The sequence below is a fragment of the Paraburkholderia sp. SIMBA_027 genome (assembly GCF_046535315.1).
Taxonomy (GTDB): Bacteria; Pseudomonadota; Gammaproteobacteria; order Burkholderiales; family Burkholderiaceae; genus Paraburkholderia; species Paraburkholderia tropica.
The window spans coordinates 51728-65756 of sequence record NZ_JAWRWY010000006.1; the positions used below are offsets into that span (position 1 = coordinate 51728).

A 14029-nucleotide genomic window follows, 5' to 3' on the forward strand; every position below is an offset into this window, starting at 1 on the left:
GAAAACTTCGCGAAAAATCAATAACTTGCACGAACTCATAAGGCCTGGCGCGGTGCCCGATTGGTCTCGGTGTTTTCCCTGGAGAGCCCAGTTTTGGTCTACCGGTAGCGGACCACAAGCCAGTTAAAAGCCATGTCGGAGCACACCACCGTAATACCGCTGTAGGACCAATACCCCTGCGCAAAGGCAAACAACAATATCGTCAGACGAAAACATCCCATATAGTGGCATCTGACCAATATCAACGAATGACGACGGGGTAAGAAGGTTGTCAAACGATTCCGACACGAGACGGCATGCAGAAGCCGTCCTGCAGTTCAATCGCTTCTATCGAAAATTTCTGGGCACACACGTCGGCGGCCTTCCGCCCATGCCCTACTCGCTGACGGAAATGCGCATCCTGCGCGAACTGGCCAGCAATAGCGCCGATACCGCCGCCGCGCTCGCGCGCAATCTCTCGCTCGATTCCGGGTATCTGAGCCGCATCCTGACGGGTTTCGAGCAACGCGCGCTGATCGCGCGCGAGCCCTCGAAAGCCGATGCGCGCCAGACGCTGCTGCGTCTGACGGAAGGCGGCCGGGCAGCCTATGCGGCGCTCGCCACGGCCGCGATTGGCAATATCGAGAGCATGCTGGCGAGGCTGACGAAAGACGAGCAGGCGCGGCTCGTCGAGGCCATGCGGGTGGTGCAGCAGCTTTTGAGCTAGGCGCCATCGCGCATTCACGGCGACGCGCCAAAGAAAAAAGCCGCTTCTTTCGAAGCGGCTTTTTCGTCTGCGGCGATGAAGCGCCCAAGTGGCGCTTATCTGTCAGCGCTTAGAACGACGGGACCATCGAGCCCTTGAATTCGTTCTTGATGAACTGGCGCACGTCTTCCGACTGGTAAGCGGCGACCAGCTTCTTCACCCACGGCTTGTCCTTGTCCTGCGCGCGCACGGCGATCAGGTTGGCGTACGGGCTGTGGATGTCTTCGATCGCGATCGCGTCCTTGGTCGGCTGCAGGCCGGCGGCGAGCGCGTAGTTCGTGTTGATCACGGCAGCGTCGACGTCGCCGAGCGCGCGCGGCAGTTGCGCGGCGTCCAGTTCGACCAGCTTCACCTTCTTCGGATTCGACGCGACGTCGAGCGCCGTGGCATTGTTGCCGTTCGTGCCCGCGCCTGCGCGCAGCTTGATCAGACCCTTGCTCTGCAGCAGCAGCAGCGCGCGGTTTTCGTTCGACGGATCGTTCGGCACCGCGACCTTCGCGCCTTGCGGCAGGTCGTTGAGCGACTTCAGCTTCTTCGAGTACACGCCGATCGGCGAGATGTACGTGAGACCCGCGTTGACGATCTTGTAGCCGCGCTGCTTGATCTGGCTGTCGAGGTACGGGCCGGTCTGGAAGCTGTTGGCGTCGAGGTCGCCCGAATCGAGCGCCGCGTTCGGCTGCACGTAGTCGTTGAACTCGATGACCTTGACGTTCAGGCCTTCGCGCTTCGCGACCTTCTGGACCACAGCCCAGACTTGCGCGTCCGGACCCGACACGGTGCCGACCTTGATGACCTGGTCGTCCGCGCGTGCGCCGAAGCTGGCTGCGAGGGTGGTGGCGGCGACGCCGGCGAGGAGAGCTTTAATCAGATTTCTGCGCTGCATGGAGTGAGTTTCGAGCTGGATGCGTATTGATCGCGTTTTTATCGCGAGAATTGTCGCGGGTCTTGCCGCGCGGTCGCGGCTGTCACGTCGCCGGTCGCGGCGGCGTCATGTGCCGCGCGTCGGCGCAGTCATAAATGATCCCATATGATGAGCGCCCCGCGAAATAAAGAAATCGCATACGGGTATGCCGGCGCGCGCCAGTGTGCGCCGCTGCCGGCGAGGATGCGAGCCGCTCAGCTGTTGATATCGAGCAGGATCTTCAGGTCGTGGAGCCACGGCGTGACGCCCTGGCCGTCGCGTGCGAACAGGCGCAGCTTGCCCGTGGTGTCGAACACGTAGCTGGCCGCCGTGTGATCCATCGTGTAGTTGTCGGGCGTGGTGCCCGGCACCTTCGCGTAGTAGACGCGGAAGTCCTTCGTGATCTGCTTGAGCTGCTCGTCGTTGGCCGGACGCAGCGCGATGAAGGTCGGATCGAACGCGCTGACGTACTGGCTCAGGATCTCGGGCGTGTCGCGTTGCGGATCGACGCTCACGAAAATCACCTGCACGCGCTTCGCGGCGTCGAGACCGAGTTGCTGGAGCGCCTGCGAAAGCTCGGCCATCGTGGTCGGGCAGACGTCCGGGCAATGGGTGTAGCCGAAGAACAGCACGACCACCTTGCCCTGGAAGTCGGCAAGCGTGCGCGTCTTGCCGTGCGAATCGGGCAGCGAGAAGTCCTTGCCGAACTGCGTGTTGCCCGTGATGTCGAGGTTCGAGAACGACGGCGGTTGCTGGCCGCACCCTTCGAGCGCGAGCGTGCCGCCCACGAGAGCGGTCGCCGCGAGCGCGACGACCGTGGCGCGCGCGAGGCGCGCTAGCGAAGTGCGGACCATCGCGTTACGCCCCGATGAGTGCGTGCACGTAATGATCGACGAGCAGCGCGACGAACAGCAGCGAGAGATAGATGATCGAGTAACGGAACATCGCGCGCGCGAGGTCGTCCGAATACTCGACATAGATCTTCCAGGCGTAGGCGAGGAAGATCGCGCCGAGCAGCACGCTCGACACCAGATACAGCAGACCGCTCATGCCCGAGATATAGGGCATCAACGCGACGGCAAAAAGGATCAGCGAGTACAGCAGGATGTGCAGGCGCGTGTACTTCTCACCGTGCGTGTTCGGCAGCATCGGCAGGCCCGCGGCTTCGTAGTCCTTGCGGCGATACAGCGCGAGCGCCCAGAAGTGCGGCGGCGTCCAGACGAAGATGATCAGCACGAGAATCCACGCGTCGCCCGGCACGTGACCGGTGACGGCGGCCCAGCCCAGCGCGGGCGGCATGGCGCCCGAGGCGCCGCCGATCACGATGTTCTGCGGCGTGGCCGGCTTGAGCAGCAGCGTGTAGATGATCGCGTAACCGATGAAGGTCGCGACCGTGAGCCACATCGTGAGCGGATTCGTGAACGTGTAGAGCACCCACATGCCCACGCCGCCGATCACCGCCGAAAACAGCAGGATCTGCCGGCTCGTGATCTCGCCGCGCGCCGAGGGACGCCACGACGTGCGGCGCATGCGGGCGTCGACCTTCTGTTCGACGAGACAGTTAATCGCGAAGGCTGCGCCGGCCGTCAGCCAGATGCCGACGGTACCGCCGATCAGCTGCTTCCAGGGCACCATGCCCGGCACGGCGAGGAACATGCCGATGACCGCGCAAAACACGGCCAGTTGGGTGACGCGCGGCTTGGTCAGCGCGAGATATTGCGAAACGCGGCTGCCGGGCGACTGGGGGAGGGTTGTACTTTCCATAGGGCGGGATCACACCGCAGCGGTGTCGCGCGCAGGGAGAACGGCGCGACCGGGGCGGCTACAAGCAATTCGAAAGTTTAGCACGACGAGCAAAAGCAACAGGATCGCCGCGCCACCGTTGTGAGCCACCGCGATGGGCAATGGCCATTGCAGGACGATGTTCGAAAGTCCTGTCAGGAACTGGAGGGCGATCACGATCAGAACCCAGTTCGCGGGACGGCGCAAGGAGGCATAGCGCCGCATTTTCAAGGCGAACCCTACCAGATACGCGATCACCACGAAGGCAAACGTGCGATGCGTCCAGTGGATCGCGACCAGCGCGTCCTGCGTGATGACGTCGCCGTTGCCGTCCATGCCGAGCGCGCGCCAGAGGTGGAAGCCGTGATGGAAATCCATCGGCGGAATCCACGCGCCGTTGCAGGTCGGGAAGTCGGTGCAGGCGAGCACCGCGTAGTTCGTGCTCACCCAGCCGCCCAGCGCGATCTGCGCGATCAGCAGCACGAGTCCGATCAGCGCGGCCGCGCGCCAGCGCGCGGCGTCGGGCTCGTAGGCGGGCAGCGGCGTCATGCGCGCGGCGAGCCACGCGAGCGCGCCGAGCAGCGTGAGGCCCAGCATCAAATGCGTGGTGACGATGATCGGCTGCAGCTTCATCGTCACGGTCCAGGCGCCGAACACACCCTGCACGACGATCAGGCCGAGCAGCGCCGTCGGCCACCACGGCGAGACGTGCAGCGGCATGCGCTTGATGCGCGCGCGCCAGGCGATCGCCGTCTGCGCGATGATCAGCACGCCGATCGCCATCGCGAAGTAGCGGTGAATCATTTCGATCCACGCTTTCGACATGCTGACGGGACCGGTGGGCATGGCCAGATGCGCCGCCGCGATCTGCGCGTGCGCGATGAACGGCGACGAGGTGCCGTAGCAGCCCGGCCAGTCGGGGCAGCCGAGGCCCGAATCGGTGAGACGCGTGAAACCGCCGAACATGACGAGGTCGAGCGTCATGAACGTCGTGAGCCACACGAGCTTGCGAAACTTGTTGTCGTCGGCCTTCACCCAGACCCACGAGAGCGGCAGCAACGCGATGCACAGGCCGATCAGGCCCAGCTCCAGGATAAACATCTCTTTCTCTTACTCTTCTCTGTCAGACGCGCTGCGCACCTTAACCGATGCGGGACCACTTGAGGAGCTTCGTGACGTCTTGTTTGATCTTCGACGGATCCGGCTGGGCCGGGAATCGCATCATCAGATTGCCGTTGGGATCGACCAGATAGATGTGATCGGTGTCCTTGGTCGTGTCGGTGGCGGGCAGCCACGCGGCCACGGAAGCCGGGTTGGCGCGCAACATGCGCGTATCCGCGTAAGCCTGCTTCACCTTGTCGGGCACGTTCGCGTCGTCGGTGCGCAGAAACACCGTGACGATGCGCTCGCGCTCCGCGCCTTGAGTCGCGCGCACCTGGCGCATGAAATAGAGCTTCTGCGCGCAGGCGTCGTTGCACGCGCCGCTGTCCACCGTCAGCATCAGCCAGCGGCCGCTCAGCGAAGCGAGCGGCACTTCGCGGCCGTCGTCGCCGGTCACCGTCAGCGCGGACGGAATCGTGCGCTGCGGTTCGATCAGCGTGCCGTAGCTCGTGCTGCCGCCCTTCGGCTTGATCACGTAATACGTGAAATACGACAGCACGATGGGCGCGCCGCAAATGATGACGATGAGAAGCAGCATCCAGCGGCCGCGTTGCCACGAACCTTTCTGCTGACCGTTGCCGCCGCGCGCCGGGTGGCGCGGGACCTGCGATGTATCGGGTGTGTGAGTCGACACTGCTTGAACCTCGTTGTTGTCGCTTCCGGTTTGTCCTGCGCTGAGCTGAGCCAGCGGACGATCCTGCCCCATCGGATGATCAGGCGTCCTTCGTGCCCGGCATCGGACCGTGCATGCGCTCTTTTGCCGCAGCCCGGCGCGCCGCATACAGCCCGAATCCGAGCGCCGCGGCCGCCATGCCCCACCACTGGAGCATGTAGCCGTAGTTGCGTTCGACGTCGGTGGCGGGCGCCGGCCAGTCGCGCACGAGGCCGTCCTTGAAGGCCGGCACGAAGGCGGTCTGCTGGATCACGAAGGGTTGCAGGGGCAATCCGGTTTCCGCCGCGTAGGAAGCGACGCCGAGATTCTGCCGTATCTTCTGATGCGCTGCAGAGCCGCCGGCACCCAGTTCGTACGCCCGCGACGCATCCGCGCGCGCGATGCCTTCCACCGTGACCGTGCCAGCAGGCGTGTCATAGGGCGCGATCATCTCGCGATTATCGATGCTGCGCGGCAGCCAGCCGCGATTCACGAGCACCACGCCGCCGGTTTCGAGTTTAAGCGGCATCACGACGTAAAAGCCTGGCTGGTCGTTATAGGGACGATTGTCGAGATACACCACGCGCTCGGGCAAAAACGTGCCGGTCGCGCGCAGGCGATGGAATTCGACGTCTTTGAGCGCGAGCGGCGCCGCGCCCACGATCTGCGGCGTCGCGTTTTCGTACTGCGTGATCTGCGCCTGGAGCGCTTCCTTCTGATGCGCGCGGTCGCGCTGCCAGAAGCCGAGCCGGATCGTCACGGCCATCACGAGCAGAATGAGCAGCGCGGGAACGAGGCGGATTTTCATCGGGTACGTCCAATGCGCGAAATACCGGTGATCGCCGCGATCGAACCCCACACGGCGAACCTCGGTGCCATAATGAGACGGGCGTTTTCAGTCATGCCAAATTCCGTGAACTTCATGCACATCCTGGTCCCTGTTGCGTTCGCGCTGATCATCGCCAGCATGATCTCGGCGCTCTACTTCATGATGCACGACCGGGGCCGCACCAAGCGCATGGTCTGGTCGCTCGCCACGCGCGTCGGCCTCTCGATCTCCCTCTTCCTCTTCATCCTCTTCGCGCACTGGATGGGCTGGATTCAGTCCACCGGCATTCCGTACGGGCGCTGATTCGCGCACCGCTTTCCCGCTCGCCCTTCGCGCTCGATCGTCAGGACGTCAAAGACAAAAACGCCGCGCCGACGAGGTCGGAGCGGCGTTTGCGTTCTGTTGTCGCCGCGAAGCGTCGCGCCACGCGCTCAGCGCCACTCAGAGCCAGTACACGACGACGTACAGCCCCAGCCACACCACGTCCACGAAGTGCCAGTACCACGCGGCGCCTTCGAACGCGAAGTGATGCTCGGCCGTGAAGTGGCCGCGAATCATGCGGATCAGCACCACGGTCAGCATCGTGCCGCCGAGGAACACGTGGAAGCCGTGAAAGCCCGTGAGCAGGAAGAACGTCGAACCGTAGATGCCCGACGCGAGCGTGAGGTTCAGTTCGCCGTAAGCGTGGATGTACTCGAACGCCTGCAGGAACAGAAAGCACACGCCCAGCACGATCGTGGCCGCGAGCCACGCGATGGCCTTGGTGCGATGATTCTCGCGCAGCGCGTGGTGCGAGACCGTGAGCGTCGCGCCCGACGAGAGCAGCAGCGCGGTGTTGATGGTCGGCACCGGCCAGGGCGTCATCGAGCGGAAATGCGAGACCAGGGCCGCCGGGCCGTTGTTCGGCCACACCGCCGCGAAGTCCGGCCAGATCAGCTTGTAGTCGAGACTGCCGAGCTGGTGCAGTGCGATCTGGCGCGCGTAGAACAATGCGCCGAAGAACGCGCCGAAGAACATCACCTCGGAGAAGATGAACCAGCTCATGCTCCAGCGGTACGACACGTCGACGCGTTTGCCGTACATGCCGCCCTCCGATTCGGCGATCGCGTCGCCGAACCAGTGATAGAGCGTGAACAGCAACCACAGCAAGCCGATCACGACGCCGATCGGCGCCCACGAATCGCCGTTGATCCACGACGCGAGCGAGGCGAGCATGACCAGAAGTCCGAGCGCCGCGCTGATCGGATGCCGCGACGGGTGCGGAATGAAGTAGTACGGGCTATCGTTTTGGCCGCTCATGCCTGATTCTCCAATTTCCAGTTGCTCCGGCCGCAGCCGGCTGTGTGTCTCTCGTTGCGTCTCTTGTTGTGTTGCTGCGCTTGTTGCCTGATCTGCTTCCGTTGTTTCGTCTTGCGCCGCGCGCGGCTTCAACCCACCACCGCGTGCACGATCAGCAACAGCACGACGATGAACAGCACCGCGCCGATAATGCCCGCCGCGATCAGCGCCGCCGGATGCAGCTGCGCGGCGTCGGCTTCAAGGTCCGCGCGCTTGCGCACGCCGAGAAACGACCACGCGACCGCCTTCACGAGCTGCAGGACGCTGCCCTTTTTCGCGTTGCCTTTACCGTTCGTGCCGTTTGCGTTCATCTGCGCTTCATTGCGTGGGTGCCGCGTCATCGGTGGAATTCACGCGCCCGCCGCCTGCTTCGGCGCGGCCGGCACCGCCGGCTTGTTCAGCTCGAAGAAGGTGTACGACAGCGTGATCGTCTTCACGTCCTTCGGCAGCTTCGGGTCGACCACGAACACCACCGGCATGCGTTTCGTCTCGTTCGCCTTCAAGGTCTGCTGCGTGAAGCAGAAGCACTCGATCTTGCGGAAATACTCGGTCGCCTGCTTCGGCGCGTAGCTCGGAATCGCCTGCGCGTCGATCGTGCGTCCTTCGTTGTTCGAAATGTCGTACATCACGGTCATGACTTCGCCCGGATGCACATCGATACTGCGCTGCTCTGGCCGGAAACCCAGCAGTCCGCGCGCGTTCGCATCGAGTTCGATCGACACCGTGCGCGTCATGTCGACCTGCGTGTTGCGCGCCTCGCGCTCCGTGGCGTCGCGCTGCACGAGATTGTTGATGCCGGTGATCTGGCAGATCGCGCGATACATCGGCACCAGCGCGAAGCCGAAACCGAACATCAACAGCGCGACCACGACGAGCTTCACGAGCATCGATCGGTTGAAGGCGCGGTCGTTTTCGGCGTGCTGCGTGGACATCGGACTTCCTCTTACGGTAAGACGGCAAATGCCCCGGCGTCAGTGGCCGGCGAAATACACCTGCTTGACGACGCCGGCCAGAAAGAAGGCCGCGACGACCGCCAGCAACACGAGGCCGAGCCGGCGGTTGCCCGCGCGAATCTGCTCGGGCGTGCGTCTTTTGTCTGTGTTGCGCGTCATGCTCGCGGGCCCGTTGGCCGCGTCCGTTCCGGTCATCGTGATGCGCATCGTGAATCGCTCCTCGTTGCGTGCTGCGATGAAAACCGCACAAAGACGGCGGCGTGCGTTAGCGGATTGGCGTCGTTGTTCGGCGCGTTCTGCGTGTTCAGCGTGGTCGGCGTGTCCGGCAACGTGCGCCGGACACCGCGTTCCGAAAACGGCTTACTCGACCGTCGGCGGATTTTCGAAGGTGTGGAACGGCGCCGGGCTCGGCACGGTCCATTCGAGACCGGTCGCGCCGTCCCACGGCTTGTCGCCGGCCTTTTCCAGATCGCCGCCGCCGCGATACACGGGCAGCGCCACGAAGAACAGGAAGTACACCTGCGAGAGCCCGAAGCCGAATGCGCCGATCGTGATCACCTGGTTCCAGTCGGTGAACTGGGCCGGATAGTCCGCGTAGCGACGCGGCATCCCGGCGAGGCCGACGAAGTGCATCGGCAGGAACGCGAGGTTGAAGAACACCAGCGAGCACCAGAAGTGAATCTTTCCGCGCATCTCGTTGTACATCCAGCCGGTCCATTTTGGCGACCAGTAGTACCACCCTGAGAACAGCGCGAACAAGGACCCCGCCACCAGCACGTAATGGAAGTGCGCCACCACGAAATAGGTGCCGTGATACTGGATGTCGAGCGGCGCCATCGCGAGCATCAGGCCCGAGAGGCCGCCGAACGTGAACACGATCAGGAAGCCCACGGCCCACAGCATCGGCGTTTCGAACGTGAGCGAGCCGCGCCACATCGTGGCGACCCAGTTGAACACCTTCACGCCCGTCGGCACCGCGATCAGCATCGTCGCGTACATGAAGAACAGCTGGCCCGTGACCGGCATGCCCGTGGCGAACATGTGGTGCGCCCAGACCATGAACGAGAGAATCGCGATCGACGCCGTGGCGTACACCATCGAGCTATAGCCGAACAGCGGCTTGCGCGAGAACGCCGGAATCACCTGCGAAACGATCCCGAACGCCGGCAAGATCATGATGTAGACCTCGGGATGGCCGAAGAACCAGAAGATGTGCTGGTACATGACCGGATCGCCGCCGCCCGCCGCGTTGAAGAAGCTCGTGCCGAAGTGACGGTCGAACAGCAGCATCGTGATCGCGCCCGCGAGCACCGGCATCACGGCGATCAGCAGGTAAGCGGTGATGAGCCACGTCCACGCGAACATCGGCATCTTCATGAGCGTCATGCCCGGCGCGCGCATGTTCAGGATCGTCACGACGATGTTGATGCCGCCCATGATCGACGAAGCGCCCATGATGTGGACCGCGAAGATCGCGAAGTCCATGCCGGGGCCCATCTGCGTGGAGAGCGGCGCGTAGAGCGTCCAGCCCGCGGCCGTCGCGCCGCCCGGCGCGAAGAACGAGCCGACCAGCAGACACGCGGCGGCCGGCAGCAGCCAGAAGCTGAAGTTGTTCATGCGCGCGAACGCCATGTCCGAGGCGCCGATCTGCAGCGGCACCATCCAGTTCGCAAAGCCCACGAAGGCCGGCATGATCGCGCCGAACACCATGATCAGGCCGTGCATGGTGGTGAGCTGGTTGAAGAACTCGGGGCGCATGATCTGCAGTCCCGGTTCGAACAGCTCGGCGCGGATGCCGAGCGCCATCACGCCGCCCGACAGGAACATCACGAACGAGAACAGCAGATACAGCGTTCCGATGTCCTTGTGATTGGTGGCCAGCAGCCAGCGTCGCCAGCCGTGCGGTGTCTCGTGCGCGTGATCGCCGTGCACGTGGCCGTGCCCTGCTACATCGTGTCCGATGCTAGACATGACTCTCTCCTGAAGCGAATTGCTTTGCGTCTCTTACTGCAGTTGGTCTGGGCGTGCGTAGGCCCGCTCGTACTGCGTACTGCGCGTTTATTAAATTCTTATGGACTGCTTGCCGTCGCGGCCGTGTTGCAGGCCGCCCGGCTCAAGCCGCCGGGCTGATCGCCACGCGGCGCGCCTCTTTCGGGTCGGCGCCGCCAGTAACGGTTTCCGGCTTCTTCATGATGATGCGGTCTTCGGCGATGCCGGCCGCCTTCAGCGCGTCGCGCACGGCTTGCGCGCGATGCTTGGCGAGTTCGGCGTTCGCGTCGGCCTTGCCGCTCGCGTCGGTGTAGCCCGAGAGCGTGAATTTCGCGTCGGGGTGCGCCTTCGCGTAATCGGCGGCGGCCTGGATCGCGTCCTTCGCGTCGGCGGGCAGCGTGCTCTTGCCGATCTCGAAGTAGACGTTCGCGGGCAGCGACGCGCCGGCTTGCGCCGCGCCGGAGGCTTGATCCGCACCGCTCGCGGCGGCGGCCTGATCCGCGCCCGACGCAGCGGAAGCGCCCGCCGCACCGCTTGCCGCGGCCTGATCGGCACCCGCAGCAGCACCCGCCGCAGCCGTCGCGCCGCCTTCGGGCAGCTTGCCGTTGCGGGCGTCGGCGACCTGACGCGGTTGCAGAAGGTCGCCCATGTGGTTGCCCCACGAATTGCGCTCGAAGGTGATGACCGAAGCGATCTCCACGTCGTTGAGCGTGGGCGCCCACGACGGCATCGCGTTCTTGCCGTGCAGCACGATGCTCACGTGCTCGGCGATCGGACCGTTCGCGACCTTGCTGCCGTCGAGCGCCGGAAACGCGCCCGCGCCCTTGCCGGTCGGCTGGTGGCACACCGCGCAGTTGGCCGCGTAGACCTTCGCGCCGCGCTCCTTCAGTTCCGCGAGCGTGTAGGTCTTGTTCGGGTCGTCGTTGGCGGCCGACATCTTCGCCTTCTGCGTCTGCACCCACTTCGCGTAGTCGTCGTCGGACAGCACTTCGACCACGACCGGCATGTAGGCGTGCTCCTTGCCGCACAGCTCGGTACAGAAGCCGCGGTAGGTGCCCGTCTTCTCGGCCTTGAACCACGTGTCGCGCACGAAGCCCGGAATCGCGTCCTGCTTCACGCCGAACGCCGGCACGTACCACGAGTGCACCACGTCGTTGGCGGTCGTGATCACGCGGATCTTCTTGTTGACCGGCACGACGAGCGGGTTGTCGACTTCCTGCAGATAGGTGTCGGTGATCGGCGCATGGCCGTTCACTTCGGCGCGCGGCGTGGTCAGCGTCGAAAGAAAGCTAATGCCCTCGCCCGGCCCCTTCACGTAGTCGTAGCCCCACTTCCACTGATAGCCGGTGACCTTCACGGTGAGATCGGCGTTGGAGGTGTCTTTCATGGCCACGACGGCCTTGGTCGCCGGCAGCGCCATCAGCACGACGATCACGAACGGCACCACCGTCCAGATGATTTCGACGGTCGTGCTCTCGTGGAAATGCGCGGCCTGATGACCCTTCGATTTGCGGTGCGCAAAAATCGAATAGAACATGACGCCGAATACGCCGATGAAAATCACCGTGCATAGGATCAGCATCATCGTATGGAGGCTGTAAAGCTCTTCTGCGATGCGCGTGACGGGCGGCTGGAGATTGATCTCGTTGACCGCTGGACCGCCCGGACTGTCTCCGACTGCGAGTGCCGCGCCCGCGACCAGAAGTCCGCTGCACGCGAGCACGCCCTGTAGGGCTCGCTTGATTGTTTTCATAGCTTCCTTACCCATATTTTCCATTCAAACCCTCGACCCCGCAGGAAGGTTTCGCAATCAGGTCGCGCCCTGGGGCGCTCGCGCCGCGACTCGTAAAATGACGCAACGCGCATGATTTCAGCCCGCGCGCGCAAGCCACGCACGCAGTTCCCGCGCGAACTGCGCACGCCGATACTGCGGCAGATGCAACCCGACAGCGACCGCCTGGCCGCGGGACACGAGACGCACCGGATCGCGTGGGGTCGCGCCCGGCTCGACCCGGACCCAGCGGGGATTGAATTCGAACTGGGTGAGCGCGTTGGCGCTCATCTGCTCGATCACCAGCCGGTTCGGATATAGCCTGATACGTTCGTAATCGACAGCATGGCGCGCATAGATGGCGAAGGCGCCCCCAACTACCAACAGATCGATTCCAGTGAACGGCAAAACCAGCCAGGCGCCGTGGATCAACAGCAGAACGGCGATCGCGATGGAGACCAGCGCCAGCGACACATAGAACAACACGAATTGCCTGGGCGAAACCGAACAATTGCGCTTCATGGTCCAGTCTTTCAGGACCGGCTCCGGACTCGCCAGCAGATCAGATGTCTGCATCGCTCGCTCCCCCCACTGCAACATCCTCAGACTATCGCCGCTTTGCGCCTTACACAACTGCGGGAGATCTGGACTTGCCGTGTCGGATTTGGGGTCTGCCCGTGCAGCAAGCTGACGCATTATAGGCGCGAACCCCAGCCCTCACAAGCAAGCCCCAATCTGCCTAAAACCCTTACCAGACGGCACTTCCAGCGATTTTTCAACAAAAATTCGGGGGCTTTTCAGGCGCTAATTTCAGGCATAACGAAAGCCCCCTTACCACGTCAGCGATTCCTTGCCGAACCGCGTCCAATATCTTCGATCCGCACGATCCCGTGGCCTTCAGCCGTCGTGCGCGGCACGGCCTTCCAGGCGTGTCCGTAGATGATTTCGAAGGTGAGCGGGATGGTTCCCGCGTTCGGTCCGTCGTGCAACCGGCGCGCCTCGAGCGCGTCCAGCAGCGCACGATAGAGGCGACGCGGCGCGAGCGCCGGCGCGTCGGCGTCGGACGCTTCCCAGCCGAACGGATAGGCGCCCCAGCGGCGCACGTCGGCGAGCAGCTTTTCCGGCGTCTTGTAGGTGACGGTGAGCGTCTCCTGATCCATCACCGGAATCTCAAAGCCGTTCTCGACCAGCATGTCGCCGAGATCGTGCATGTCGACGAAATCGATCACGTGCGGCTGCGTGGCCACGCCGTGCGCGGCCTCGACTTCGGCATAGGCGCCACGTAGCTCCTTGAGCGTGTCGGGGCCGAGCGTGCTGAACATCAGCAGACCGTTCACCTTGAGCACGCGCTGCCATTCGCCGAACACGAGGTCCGGGCGCGGATGCCAGTGCAGCGCGAGATTCGACCACAGCATCTCGAATGCGCCGTGCGCAAACGGCAGTTCGGCGAAGTCGGCCTGCGCGAAACGCGGACCGCGTGCGCCGAGCGCCCGGCCGATCGAAACGGGGAGGAACCGGCGCCAGCTCGTGTCGCCGGCGTCGTGCGCGCGGGCGCGCTCGAGCATCGCAAACGAGAGATCGGCGCCGAACACCGGCGCTTCGGGGAAGCGCTCGCGCAGATTCGGGAGGTCGTCACCGGGGCCGCAGCCCAGGTCGAGCACGCACGTGGGGCTCACCTTGATGTAGTCGAGGCGCTCGCGCATGCGGCTCGCGATTTCTCGCGGCAGGAACGCGACCTCGTCGAAAGTCGCCGCGCGACGATCGAAAATCCGCTGCACATGGCGCGGATCATAGGCCGGACGGCCGGGTCTGGGGTGAGACGGGGACATGTCGGTCGTATTGGCGAAGTCTGCGAAGTATACTCGCTCACTCCCATCCTTTCAGTTCACGAGCCCGCTACGGGCCGCC

Annotated in this window: 16 protein-coding genes; 2 read left to right on the forward strand and 14 right to left on the reverse strand. The window is 64.0% G+C overall.

All coding sequences use genetic code 11. The features are described 5' to 3' along the window. Positions 1–370 precede the first annotated feature (370 nt). The gene (locus SB764_RS12855) at positions 371–706 is read left to right on the forward strand and encodes a MarR family winged helix-turn-helix transcriptional regulator (RefSeq protein WP_124260942.1); all 336 of its coding nucleotides are present in this window, start codon (positions 371–373) and stop codon (positions 704–706) included. Positions 707–815: 109 nt separating this feature from the next. On the opposite strand, the gene SB764_RS12860 is transcribed toward SB764_RS12855, so the two are convergent. From SB764_RS12860 to SB764_RS12885, 6 genes are all read right to left on the reverse strand, one after another. After that, positions 816–1628 carry a MetQ/NlpA family ABC transporter substrate-binding protein gene (locus tag SB764_RS12860; protein ID WP_065062151.1) on the reverse strand — a complete coding sequence of 271 codons (813 nt, stop codon included), beginning with the start codon at positions 1626–1628 and terminating at the stop codon, positions 816–818. A gap of 233 nt (positions 1629–1861) precedes the next feature. After that, positions 1862–2500, reverse strand: a complete 639-nt coding sequence (locus SB764_RS12865; RefSeq protein ID WP_410863724.1) for an SCO family protein — start codon at positions 2498–2500, stop codon at positions 1862–1864. 4 nt (positions 2501–2504) lie between these two features. Continuing rightward, on the reverse strand, positions 2505–3410 hold the full coding sequence (cyoE, locus tag SB764_RS12870) for a heme o synthase (protein WP_065062149.1): 906 nt from the start codon (positions 3408–3410) through the stop codon (positions 2505–2507). Positions 3411–3419: 9 nt separating this feature from the next. Further along, positions 3420–4529: a COX15/CtaA family protein gene (locus SB764_RS12875; RefSeq protein WP_065062146.1), complete on the reverse strand. Its 1110-nt coding sequence runs from the start codon at positions 4527–4529 to the stop codon at positions 3420–3422. 40 nt (positions 4530–4569) lie between these two features. Next, positions 4570–5223, reverse strand: a complete 654-nt coding sequence (locus tag SB764_RS12880) for an SCO family protein (protein WP_065062333.1) — start codon at positions 5221–5223, stop codon at positions 4570–4572. A 79-nt stretch (positions 5224–5302) separates the two neighbouring features. Continuing rightward, positions 5303–6049, reverse strand: a complete 747-nt coding sequence (locus SB764_RS12885) for an SURF1 family protein (protein ID WP_410863727.1) — start codon at positions 6047–6049, stop codon at positions 5303–5305. Between the two features lie 114 nt (positions 6050–6163). Between SB764_RS12885 and SB764_RS12890 the strand changes: the two genes are divergently transcribed. Then, positions 6164–6373: a twin transmembrane helix small protein gene (locus SB764_RS12890; RefSeq protein WP_028201826.1), complete on the forward strand. Its 210-nt coding sequence runs from the start codon at positions 6164–6166 to the stop codon at positions 6371–6373. Between the two features lie 138 nt (positions 6374–6511). On the opposite strand, the gene SB764_RS12895 is transcribed toward SB764_RS12890, so the two are convergent. From SB764_RS12895 to SB764_RS12930, 8 genes are all read right to left on the reverse strand, one after another. Further along, complete coding sequence (locus SB764_RS12895) at positions 6512–7369, reverse strand: cytochrome c oxidase subunit 3 (protein WP_183712798.1); 858 nt, start codon at positions 7367–7369, stop codon at positions 6512–6514. A gap of 128 nt (positions 7370–7497) precedes the next feature. Further along, positions 7498–7719, reverse strand: coding sequence for a DUF2970 domain-containing protein (locus tag SB764_RS12900; RefSeq protein ID WP_065062140.1), 222 nt, complete (start codon positions 7717–7719; stop codon positions 7498–7500). 39 nt (positions 7720–7758) lie between these two features. Next, the gene (locus SB764_RS12905; RefSeq protein ID WP_074981452.1) at positions 7759–8340 is read right to left on the reverse strand and encodes a cytochrome c oxidase assembly protein; all 582 of its coding nucleotides are present in this window, start codon (positions 8338–8340) and stop codon (positions 7759–7761) included. A 39-nt stretch (positions 8341–8379) separates the two neighbouring features. Continuing rightward, the gene (locus SB764_RS12910) at positions 8380–8520 is read right to left on the reverse strand and encodes a cytochrome oxidase small assembly protein (RefSeq protein ID WP_216822702.1); all 141 of its coding nucleotides are present in this window, start codon (positions 8518–8520) and stop codon (positions 8380–8382) included. Positions 8521–8721: 201 nt separating this feature from the next. After that, complete coding sequence (gene ctaD / locus SB764_RS12915; RefSeq protein ID WP_065062134.1) at positions 8722–10332, reverse strand: cytochrome c oxidase subunit I; 1611 nt, start codon at positions 10330–10332, stop codon at positions 8722–8724. 142 nt (positions 10333–10474) lie between these two features. Then, on the reverse strand, positions 10475–12127 hold the full coding sequence (gene coxB, locus SB764_RS12920) for a cytochrome c oxidase subunit II (protein ID WP_110325347.1): 1653 nt from the start codon (positions 12125–12127) through the stop codon (positions 10475–10477). Positions 12128–12220: 93 nt separating this feature from the next. Further along, positions 12221–12697, reverse strand: coding sequence for a DUF2244 domain-containing protein (locus SB764_RS12925; RefSeq protein ID WP_065062129.1), 477 nt, complete (start codon positions 12695–12697; stop codon positions 12221–12223). A gap of 263 nt (positions 12698–12960) precedes the next feature. Beyond that, positions 12961–13950, reverse strand: coding sequence for a methyltransferase domain-containing protein (locus tag SB764_RS12930; RefSeq protein WP_074981448.1), 990 nt, complete (start codon positions 13948–13950; stop codon positions 12961–12963). Positions 13951–14029 lie beyond the last annotated feature (79 nt).

Coding starts and splice junctions, on each gene's coding strand:
- SB764_RS12875 (WP_065062146.1), bottom strand. CDS start 4,529: ATGTTTATCCTGGAGCTGGGCCTGATCGGCCTGTGCATCGCGTTGCTG.
- ctaD (WP_065062134.1), bottom strand. CDS start 10,332: ATGTCTAGCATCGGACACGATGTAGCAGGGCACGGCCACGTGCACGGC.
- SB764_RS12910 (WP_216822702.1), bottom strand. CDS start 8,520: ATGACGCGCAACACAGACAAAAGACGCACGCCCGAGCAGATTCGCGCG.
- SB764_RS12925 (WP_065062129.1), bottom strand. CDS start 12,697: ATGCAGACATCTGATCTGCTGGCGAGTCCGGAGCCGGTCCTGAAAGAC.
- SB764_RS12895 (WP_183712798.1), bottom strand. CDS start 7,369: ATGAGCGGCCAAAACGATAGCCCGTACTACTTCATTCCGCACCCGTCG.
- SB764_RS12905 (WP_074981452.1), bottom strand. CDS start 8,340: ATGTCCACGCAGCACGCCGAAAACGACCGCGCCTTCAACCGATCGATG.
- coxB (WP_110325347.1), bottom strand. CDS start 12,127: ATGGAAAATATGGGTAAGGAAGCTATGAAAACAATCAAGCGAGCCCTA.
- SB764_RS12860 (WP_065062151.1), bottom strand. CDS start 1,628: ATGCAGCGCAGAAATCTGATTAAAGCTCTCCTCGCCGGCGTCGCCGCC.
- SB764_RS12930 (WP_074981448.1), bottom strand. CDS start 13,950: ATGTCCCCGTCTCACCCCAGACCCGGCCGTCCGGCCTATGATCCGCGC.
- SB764_RS12865 (WP_410863724.1), bottom strand. CDS start 2,500: ATGGTCCGCACTTCGCTAGCGCGCCTCGCGCGCGCCACGGTCGTCGCG.
- SB764_RS12855 (WP_124260942.1), top strand. CDS start 371: ATGCCCTACTCGCTGACGGAAATGCGCATCCTGCGCGAACTGGCCAGC.
- SB764_RS12885 (WP_410863727.1), bottom strand. CDS start 6,049: ATGAAAATCCGCCTCGTTCCCGCGCTGCTCATTCTGCTCGTGATGGCC.
- SB764_RS12890 (WP_028201826.1), top strand. CDS start 6,164: ATGCACATCCTGGTCCCTGTTGCGTTCGCGCTGATCATCGCCAGCATG.
- SB764_RS12900 (WP_065062140.1), bottom strand. CDS start 7,719: ATGAACGCAAACGGCACGAACGGTAAAGGCAACGCGAAAAAGGGCAGC.
- cyoE (WP_065062149.1), bottom strand. CDS start 3,410: ATGGAAAGTACAACCCTCCCCCAGTCGCCCGGCAGCCGCGTTTCGCAA.